We start from the raw sequence: 7,232 nt of genomic DNA, 5'->3' as shown, positions 1-7,232 counted from the left end.
TGCGAGGAGTGACCCAAACCAAGCCAACCATCAAGGGAGACCCCGACCAGGTGAACGACGACATCCTCGGCGGGCTGTACGACGGCACGTACCGGGCCCGGTGGCTGCGAGCGGTCATTCGCTCCGTGCAGATCACCGACTCGGTTCGCGTGCTGCTGATGACCCTCGCGCTGCACATGGACGCGAGTGGGCGCGTGTCGGTCCCGAGGGGGGACCTCGCGGTGTTGCTTGGCCGGAACGAGCGGAAGGTGGGGGAGAAGGTGAAGGCGGCTTTGGAGTCTGGGTTCCTCGTGCAGGTTGCGCGCGGGCAGAAGCACCAGACCGCTGTCTACCGCGCCGCGATCAACGGTCAGCCGCTCAGCGTGTCCCCCGAGGGTCCTGCTGAAAGCGCCGATCTCAGCGTGCCCCCCGGGGGGCCGACTGAGGATTCTCAGGGGGCCGATTCCAAGCACCCTGAGCCAAATTCTCAGGGTGCTAGCAATCGGCCCCCTGAGACTCAGGAGGCCGATCTCAGCGTGCCCCCCGGGGGGCCGACTGAGGATTCTCAGCAGGCCCCCCGGGGGGCATCCCAGTCTTTTATAGGGGTTGAGGTTGTTGAAGAAGTTGATCTTCCGGATGGTTCTCTTTTCGGGGTAGACCCCGCCGCCTCGCGGCGGACGAACGAGGCAACGAAGAAGCCCGCCAAATCTCGACGCAAGCCCGAAACCCCCATCCCCGATGACTTCGCCGTCACCGCGCAGATGCGGACCTCGGCCACCGAGAAGGGCTACACGGTCGACCTAGACCGGCAGACCATCCGGTTCATCAACCACGCACACCAGAACGACCGCCGGTGCCGCGACTGGGTCGCCGCCTGGCGTAACTGGATCGACAAGGCACAAGAGATCCAAGACCGGGACAACGCCCGGCCCGCTGGCGCTGCTGGCGGTTCGTCGAACGGCTCCCGCTTTGTCAGCGGGACCGGCGCCCGCTCCTACACCCCGACCGCTGAAGAACTTGAGAACGTGGAGATCCGGATTTGAACCCCGACGAGTACGACTACGCCGCTGCCCGCCGTGCAGCATCCGAACTGTGGTTGCGCGAGCAGATCGCCGCCCGCCTGGAGCGACTCGCCGCCCGTCGTCCCCCGGTGTTCGCCGCCAAAGGCGACCTGAACCCGCAGATCGCCGAATGGGCCAACCGGTTCATCTCCGGACAGCCCGGCGGCCTGATCATCGTGGGCAACGTCGGCAGCGGCAAAACCTGGTCGCTGTGGAAACTCCAGGAAACGCTGATCGAGGCCGGGTTCCTCGGAACCATGGAGATCTGCGCCGCCCACGAACTGCGCCGCCTGATCACCCCGCCCGTGGACGAAGCCGCACTCGACCGGTTCGCCGACGCTGACATCTTCGCCATCGACGACATCGGCTCGGTGCGTGTGTCCGACTGGGACGCCGACCACATCATGAGGCTGATCGACATCCGCTGGCCCTACCAGCGGCCCACGATCCTCACGTCCAACAAGCCGGACCTGCGGGAACTCCTCGCCGAGCGGGTCGCTTCCCGCCTGTCCGACGGCGCCATGACCGTCAAGATTCTCGGCACCGACCGGCGGAGGGCTCAGTGACCACAGACCTCGGCCTGAGCGGCTTCGACCGGTGGGCGCCCAGCGACGCCGTCATCGCCGCGGAAATCGCCGTCGCCGGCGCCGCCATGCAGTCCAAGACGGCGCTCGAAGAAGCCTCCGAACTCGTCACCGCCGAGGACTTCTTCAGCCCGGCCCGGTCGGTGTTCGCCGCCGCGCTGGCGCTGCTGGCCGACGGCAAACCCGTCGACCCCACCTCGGTGTTCGGTGAGCTGACCGCCCGCGGTGACGCCGAGCGCGTCGGGGGCGGCACGTACCTGGGGAAGCTGATGGAGCACGCGGCCATCGGCGGGTCGGTCACCTACCACGCCCGCCGTATCGCGGCAGACGCGCGCCGCCGCCGCATCCACCTGGCGTGCAGCCAAGGAATCCAGGTCGCCGAGGGCGCCGACTGGGACGCCGAAACCGACGTCGACCGCATCCGCAAGCTCATCGACGAGGCCGCCGCCAGCCGGGACGCGCACCGCGACACCGACCTGGTCGACGTCGTCACCGAACTCCTCGACGAGCTGGAGAACCCACCCACCGCACTGGTCGGGGTTGCTCCGCCGTACCTGGACTTGGAGCGGGACTACATCCCGACGTTCAAGCCGGGCCAGCTCATCGTGATCGCCGCCCGCCCCTCGGTCGGTAAATCCCTGGTCGCGGTCGACATCGCCCGGTCCGTCGCGTTGCGGGATGGGCAGCGGGCGGTGCTGTTCACGCTGGAGATGTCGAAGAAGGAAGTCCTGTCGCGCATGTTCGCCGCGGAGGCGTCGGTCAAGCACGACCACATCACGAGCCGCCGGGTGTCGCCGGACGATCTGGAGAAGATCAGCCAGGCGAGTTGGCGGGTCACCGAGTCGCCGCTGGTCATCGACGACTCCCCGAACTGCTCTTTGGAGCACATCCGTAGCCGCCTGCGGAGCCTGTCGCGGACCGGCGAAACCGGCATCGTCATCATCGACTACCTGCAGCTTTTGAAGTCCCCCGCGAAGATCGACATCCGGGAGCAGCAGGTCGCCGCCCAAAGCCGCGGCCTGAAGCTCATGGCCCGCGAGTTCGGTGTCCCGATCGTCTTGCTCGCCCAGCTCAACCGCGGCCCCACCCAACGCGCCGACGCCGTGCCCCGCATGAGCGAGATCCGGGAGAGCGGAGCGGTCGAACAGGACGCGGACATCGTGATCCTCCTGCACCGGGAGGACTTCTACGAGCCAGAGTCCAAGCGGGCCGGCGAGGTCGATCTGATCATCGAGAAGAACCGGGGCGGTAAGCGAGGCACGGTGACGCTCGCCCACCAGCTCCACTACAGCCGCTTCGTCGACATGGCCGGTTACGCCCCGCCGGGGCGCCCGAACCTCTACGCGGTCTGACCACCTCACCCCCCGAAGGAGTGCTCATGGACCGTATCCGCATCCGGGACGAGGACATCGCGCTGATGTGCCGCCTGAACCCGCTTCCCGAGGTCGTCGCTCGGACCGTCGACCTGACGCCGTCCGACGACGAACCGTCGCTCTCAGCGGGCCGCTGCCCGTTCTGCCCCGCCGGTGAGACGCTGTGTGTCCTTCCTGAGTTCTGGTCCTGCCTGTCGTGCGGCCGTCACGGCAACGTCGTCGGCTGGGTCCGCACCCTCCACACTCTCGACTTCGACACCGCCGTGCAGGCTCTCGCGGTCCGCGCTGGTGTCCCGCTCAACCGGGAGACGGCGCCGTGACCGCGGTCCGCCCGCTCTGCGACTGGTGCGAGACCGCGCCGGCTACCGAACTGCTGGTCCGTGACCGCCCCACGGAGCGGGGCGGCCGGGACCGGGCGTGCTCGTTCGCTTGCGCCCCTTGCGGCGATCGGCTGTCACGCACGATCGCCCGCGTCGAGGACGTCGTCGCCATGTACCGGCTCACGATCAACCCCCTCATCCCCGCATCACAGGAGGCGTGCTGATGAACATCAAACCGATCGAGACGCGCTACGCCGGGTATCGGTTCAGGTCTCGCGCGGAGGCTAGGTGGGCTGTCTTCATGGACGCTCTGGGAGTGCCATGGGACTACGAGCCGCAGGGTTACGTGATCGAGGGGATCCCCTACCTGCCCGACTTCCTGGTCTACCCGGAAAGCAGATTCGCTTTCTGGCTTGAGATCAAGGGGACTTTCCCGACAAAGGAGGAGATCGGCAAGGCTCAACTCCTCGCCAAGGGGACGGGGACGACGGCCTTCGTCTACTTCGGAAAGCCCGAGGTCCCCGCGCCGGACCTCTCCCACATCACGAGCTTTGAAGACTTCATGGGAAGCCCAGGTCACATCTGGACCGACGAAGACGGCTGGCGCGAGTATCCGGTTCGGCCTGCGCAGTGGGAGATCGGCCTTCCGCCCACCGCTTTTCGCCTGGACCCGAGCTCCATGATGCGGCGGCCGAAGAGCGGCTTCTGGTGGTGGAGCGACTGCCCTCACTGTGGCCGCGCGATCATCAAAGCAGCAGGTCAAGTAATCGGATGTCCCGATCTGCCAGAAGATGCCGATCAACCTGCCGTGCACTTCGCCCATCACACACCGCGGCTGCTCAATGCCTACCGCGCTGCGCGCTCAGCCCGTTTCGAGCATGGCGAGTCCCCGTGACCGCGGCTGCCCCGGCTTGTCCCCAGGTTGGGGATGCGCCTGTGGATCGACTGCTGTCTCGTCCTGGTCCTCCGGACCCGACCGCCCAAGATCGTGAAGCTGAGGAGAAAGCATGACCCGCCTCGCGCCGCCCGTGCCGTACTACGGGTCCAAGCAGACCATCGGCCCCGCCATCACCGCCCTGCTGCCCGCTCACGAGCACTACGTCGAGCCCTACGCCGGGAGCCTCGCCGTCCTTCTCGCCAAGCGCCCCAGTCGCATGGAGACCGTCAACGATCTCGACGGCGACCTCATGCACTTCTGGAAGATGCTCCGCGACGACGCGCTCGAGCTCGAGCGCGTCTGCGCCCTCACTCCGCACAGCCGTGCCGAGTACGAGGCCGCCCGGAACGTCGACCTGACCGCCGTGAGCGACCTGGAGCGCGCCCGCCTCGTCTGGGTCCGCCTCACCCAGGGCCGCGCCGGAACCCTTCGCTCCTCCACCGGATGGCGCCACTTCCAGGACGCCGCCGGATCGTCCTCCGGGATGCCTCGCTACCTCGCGGGCTACGTCTCCCGCCTCGCCCCCGTCGCTGACCGCCTCGCCTCCGTGTCGCTGGAGTGCCGCCCCGCCCTGGACCTCATCCAGGCATACGGCCGCCACCCCGGCGTCCTGCTCTACGTCGACCCGCCCTACCTCGGCTCCACCCGGGCACGGAACTACCGGCACGAGATGGGCGGCGAGAACGACCACCGCGAACTGCACGCCGCCCTCGACGCCTGCCGCGCCGCCGTTGTTCTGTCCGGCTACCACAGCCCGCTCTACGACGACCTCTACGACGGGTGGCACCGCCTCGAGCTCGAGGCCCACACCGGCCAGGCGAACGGCAACAACCAGGCGCGCACCGAGGTCCTGTGGTCCAACCGGCCTTTCCTGAACGCCACTCCGGCGCTTTTCGACGAGGTGGTCGCATGATCCGCCGCATCCGCGCCCTGGTCCGCAACCGCTTGGACTGGCGCCAAGCCCGCCGTGACTACCGCGCTTTGTGCGACGACGGCCGCGCCGCCCACCTGGAATTCAGGGTCGCTATCCACTCCGAGGATTACGAGTGGACCGGCCTGAACGGGCTCACCAGTCTGAAGACGGTCGTGCCGCTCACCCCGCGAGGCAAGCGGTACATGGCCGGAGTCGTCCGCGACATCGAGAAGACGTGCATCCGTGCGGTTCTCGATGCCCGCCGGGAAGCCGCCAACAAGATCAACGACGAAGGAGAAGCCCGATGAGCACGAAACGCCACCTCGCGGACCTGCTTGGCGAGCCCGCTGACGGAACTGTCCTGGTCGTCCGCGTGGGCGACACCTACGGAGTGATCCAGCGAGACGACGTCGTCGCTTCCGAGTGCAGCGACTTCGACGACGAGCGGTGGTTCGACGCGAGCGACGTGGATTCCGACCCGCGGGCGTGGCGGGTGGCGCTGGAGTACGCGGACGAAGTGTTCCCGCTGGGGGCTGCTCTCGCCTCGTCCGTCTCAGGTGCCCCGTCCGCCGCCCCAGCACTGCCGGAGAGCGCCCCGTAGGGCTGGCGGGTCCACGGCTTAGGGGTGGGTTTGTCCGGGCTTCTACGGCCTTCTGAGCCGCACACCAGTTCGCAGGTTGGGGCTCCAACCGAAAACAAGATCGACAAGCAGCTACGAAGGGAAGGTCGAATGACCGTCCAGACGACCGCCGACCTCCGCGACAAGATCCGTGAGGCCGTCCTGCACGCCGAGTGCGAACGCCCGCAGAAGTGCCCCGACTGCATCACCGATTCGGTGCTCGCGGTCGTGGCCGCCGACGTGGAGCGTTCAGCCCGCGACGCCGCCCAGTGCGCCCGCAACACCGACGCCGCAGCCGGCATCATCCGCGAAGCCCTCCAAACCGGACACCAGGTCGGCGCTGACCTCGGACTGCGCCACCTGTATGCCCTGGCTGCCGACGTGGACGGACTCCTCGACGGGCTCGGCCTACCTGACCTCAACCCATGGCCTCCCGTTGCGCTGCCCGCTCCGGAGGTCGACGCCGCCGACGAGTTCGTGAACGAGCTCCTGGAGCACGCCCCCAGGTGCTGGGACGGAGACGTCGCCGCCGAGTCCATCGCCCTGGACTACCTCCGCCACCTGGAGAACCCCGCCCGGACCTCTGCTCACCGCCCCCACTGCGACGGCGACTGCTGACCATCGCCCCCCGCGCTGCTCGCGTAGCCCCCGACTCCCCGAAAGGAACCCCTGATGGCCGAGAACATCACCCTCCCCGCTGAGGTCGCCCGCGACCTCCGAGAGTCCAACGTTGGCGACACGCTCGGCGACTGGACCGTCATCGCCCACCAGCGCGGACCCGACTCCCGCTGGGCCGCGAACTACCAGCTCGTCATCCGCGGCAAGAAGTGGCAGCTCTACGCCGCCGACTACCAGGTTGCCCTCGGCGAAAGCAACGTCCCCGACTCGTGGGAGAGCAGCGCCGAGGTGAGGTTCGAGCCCGTCGCCGCTGTGGCCCGGGCCCTCGTCAGCTACGTCCCGAAGGACAAGGCCACCCCGGACACGGTCTCGATCCACGGCGTGACCTACGAGGTAGGCGAGTGGGACCACCGAGGCGAGAACGACGCGGGCGACACCCTCTTCCACCTCTACGCCGTCCCCGCCTCCAAGTAGCCCGCCCTCTGCCCTGCCCGGTGTCTTACCGGGCAGGCACCCAACCGAAAGGACCCGCTCGTGCCTGTCGACGGACCCCGCCCCTCGTCCTGGGAACGGATCGCCCTCATCCGCCAGGGCGCGGACCTTCGTATGCCGATCGTTGCCGGATGGCTGCCCGCAACCAGCGCAGTTGATGACCTCCTCGACCCGATCTGGCAGCACGCCGGAGCAGGAGAAGAACTCCTGGTCATCGTCCGCTCACACGGCGCCCGGCTGTCGGACGAGGTGCGCTTGCCCTCCGAGGTGATCGACCAGCTCATGGCTGCAGCTTTCGCCCAGTTCGTCGCTTGACCTCACCCTCCCGCCCCGCCC

General features: G+C 68.0%; 12 protein-coding genes. All 12 read left to right on the top strand.

Annotated features, from left to right (window positions below):
* A partial coding sequence (locus tag AB0J58_RS43160; RefSeq protein WP_364227283.1) for a hypothetical protein occupies positions 1–1,022 on the top strand: 1,022 nt, incomplete at its 5' end.
* Positions 1,019–1,606: a hypothetical protein gene (locus AB0J58_RS43155; RefSeq protein ID WP_357797327.1), complete on the top strand. Its 588-nt coding sequence runs from the start codon at positions 1,019–1,021 to the stop codon at positions 1,604–1,606. The genes AB0J58_RS43160 and AB0J58_RS43155, both read left to right, overlap by 4 nt.
* Complete coding sequence (locus AB0J58_RS43150) at positions 1,603–2,976, top strand: DnaB-like helicase C-terminal domain-containing protein (RefSeq protein ID WP_357797325.1); 1,374 nt, start codon at positions 1,603–1,605, stop codon at positions 2,974–2,976. The genes AB0J58_RS43155 and AB0J58_RS43150 overlap by 4 nt, the downstream gene beginning before the upstream one ends.
* Before the next feature lie 26 nt (positions 2,977–3,002).
* Positions 3,003–3,317: a CHC2 zinc finger domain-containing protein gene (locus AB0J58_RS43145; RefSeq protein ID WP_357797322.1), complete on the top strand. Its 315-nt coding sequence runs from the start codon at positions 3,003–3,005 to the stop codon at positions 3,315–3,317.
* A complete protein-coding gene (locus tag AB0J58_RS43140) occupies positions 3,314–3,541 on the top strand; it encodes a hypothetical protein (protein WP_357797319.1) in 228 nt (75 codons plus the stop codon). Before AB0J58_RS43145 ends, AB0J58_RS43140 begins: the two co-directional genes overlap by 4 nt.
* Positions 3,541–4,212, top strand: a complete 672-nt coding sequence (locus AB0J58_RS43135; RefSeq protein WP_364227279.1) for a hypothetical protein — start codon at positions 3,541–3,543, stop codon at positions 4,210–4,212. Before AB0J58_RS43140 ends, AB0J58_RS43135 begins: the two co-directional genes overlap by 1 nt.
* Positions 4,213–4,324: 112 nt before the next feature.
* Positions 4,325–5,167, top strand: coding sequence for a DNA adenine methylase (locus tag AB0J58_RS43130; RefSeq protein ID WP_357797314.1), 843 nt, complete (start codon positions 4,325–4,327; stop codon positions 5,165–5,167).
* A complete protein-coding gene (locus AB0J58_RS43125; protein ID WP_357797311.1) occupies positions 5,164–5,475 on the top strand; it encodes a hypothetical protein in 312 nt (103 codons plus the stop codon). Before AB0J58_RS43130 ends, AB0J58_RS43125 begins: the two co-directional genes overlap by 4 nt.
* Entirely contained in the window at positions 5,472–5,768 is a 297-nt protein-coding gene (locus tag AB0J58_RS43120) for a hypothetical protein (protein ID WP_357797308.1), read from the top strand. Before AB0J58_RS43125 ends, AB0J58_RS43120 begins: the two co-directional genes overlap by 4 nt.
* A gap of 129 nt (positions 5,769–5,897) precedes the next feature.
* A complete protein-coding gene (locus tag AB0J58_RS43115) occupies positions 5,898–6,404 on the top strand; it encodes a hypothetical protein (RefSeq protein WP_357797305.1) in 507 nt (168 codons plus the stop codon).
* A 54-nt stretch (positions 6,405–6,458) separates the two neighbouring features.
* Complete coding sequence (locus AB0J58_RS43110; protein ID WP_357797303.1) at positions 6,459–6,878, top strand: hypothetical protein; 420 nt, start codon at positions 6,459–6,461, stop codon at positions 6,876–6,878.
* Positions 6,879–6,938: 60 nt separating this feature from the next.
* Complete coding sequence (locus AB0J58_RS43105; RefSeq protein WP_357797301.1) at positions 6,939–7,211, top strand: hypothetical protein; 273 nt, start codon at positions 6,939–6,941, stop codon at positions 7,209–7,211.
* Positions 7,212–7,232: the final 21 nt, after the last annotated feature.

Source organism: Streptosporangium sp. NPDC049644, assembly GCF_040675205.1.
Taxonomy (GTDB): Bacteria; Actinomycetota; Actinomycetes; order Streptosporangiales; family Streptosporangiaceae; genus Streptosporangium; species Streptosporangium fukuiense.
The sequence above is the reverse complement of the archived record's forward strand: the minus strand, read 5'-3'. Positions and strand labels throughout refer to the sequence as shown.

Coding starts and splice junctions, on each gene's coding strand:
- AB0J58_RS43145 (WP_357797322.1), top strand. CDS start 3,003: ATGGACCGTATCCGCATCCGGGACGAGGACATCGCGCTGATGTGCCGC.
- AB0J58_RS43135 (WP_364227279.1), top strand. CDS start 3,541: ATGAACATCAAACCGATCGAGACGCGCTACGCCGGGTATCGGTTCAGG.
- AB0J58_RS43130 (WP_357797314.1), top strand. CDS start 4,325: ATGACCCGCCTCGCGCCGCCCGTGCCGTACTACGGGTCCAAGCAGACC.
- AB0J58_RS43125 (WP_357797311.1), top strand. CDS start 5,164: ATGATCCGCCGCATCCGCGCCCTGGTCCGCAACCGCTTGGACTGGCGC.
- AB0J58_RS43120 (WP_357797308.1), top strand. CDS start 5,472: ATGAGCACGAAACGCCACCTCGCGGACCTGCTTGGCGAGCCCGCTGAC.
- AB0J58_RS43115 (WP_357797305.1), top strand. CDS start 5,898: ATGACCGTCCAGACGACCGCCGACCTCCGCGACAAGATCCGTGAGGCC.
- AB0J58_RS43110 (WP_357797303.1), top strand. CDS start 6,459: ATGGCCGAGAACATCACCCTCCCCGCTGAGGTCGCCCGCGACCTCCGA.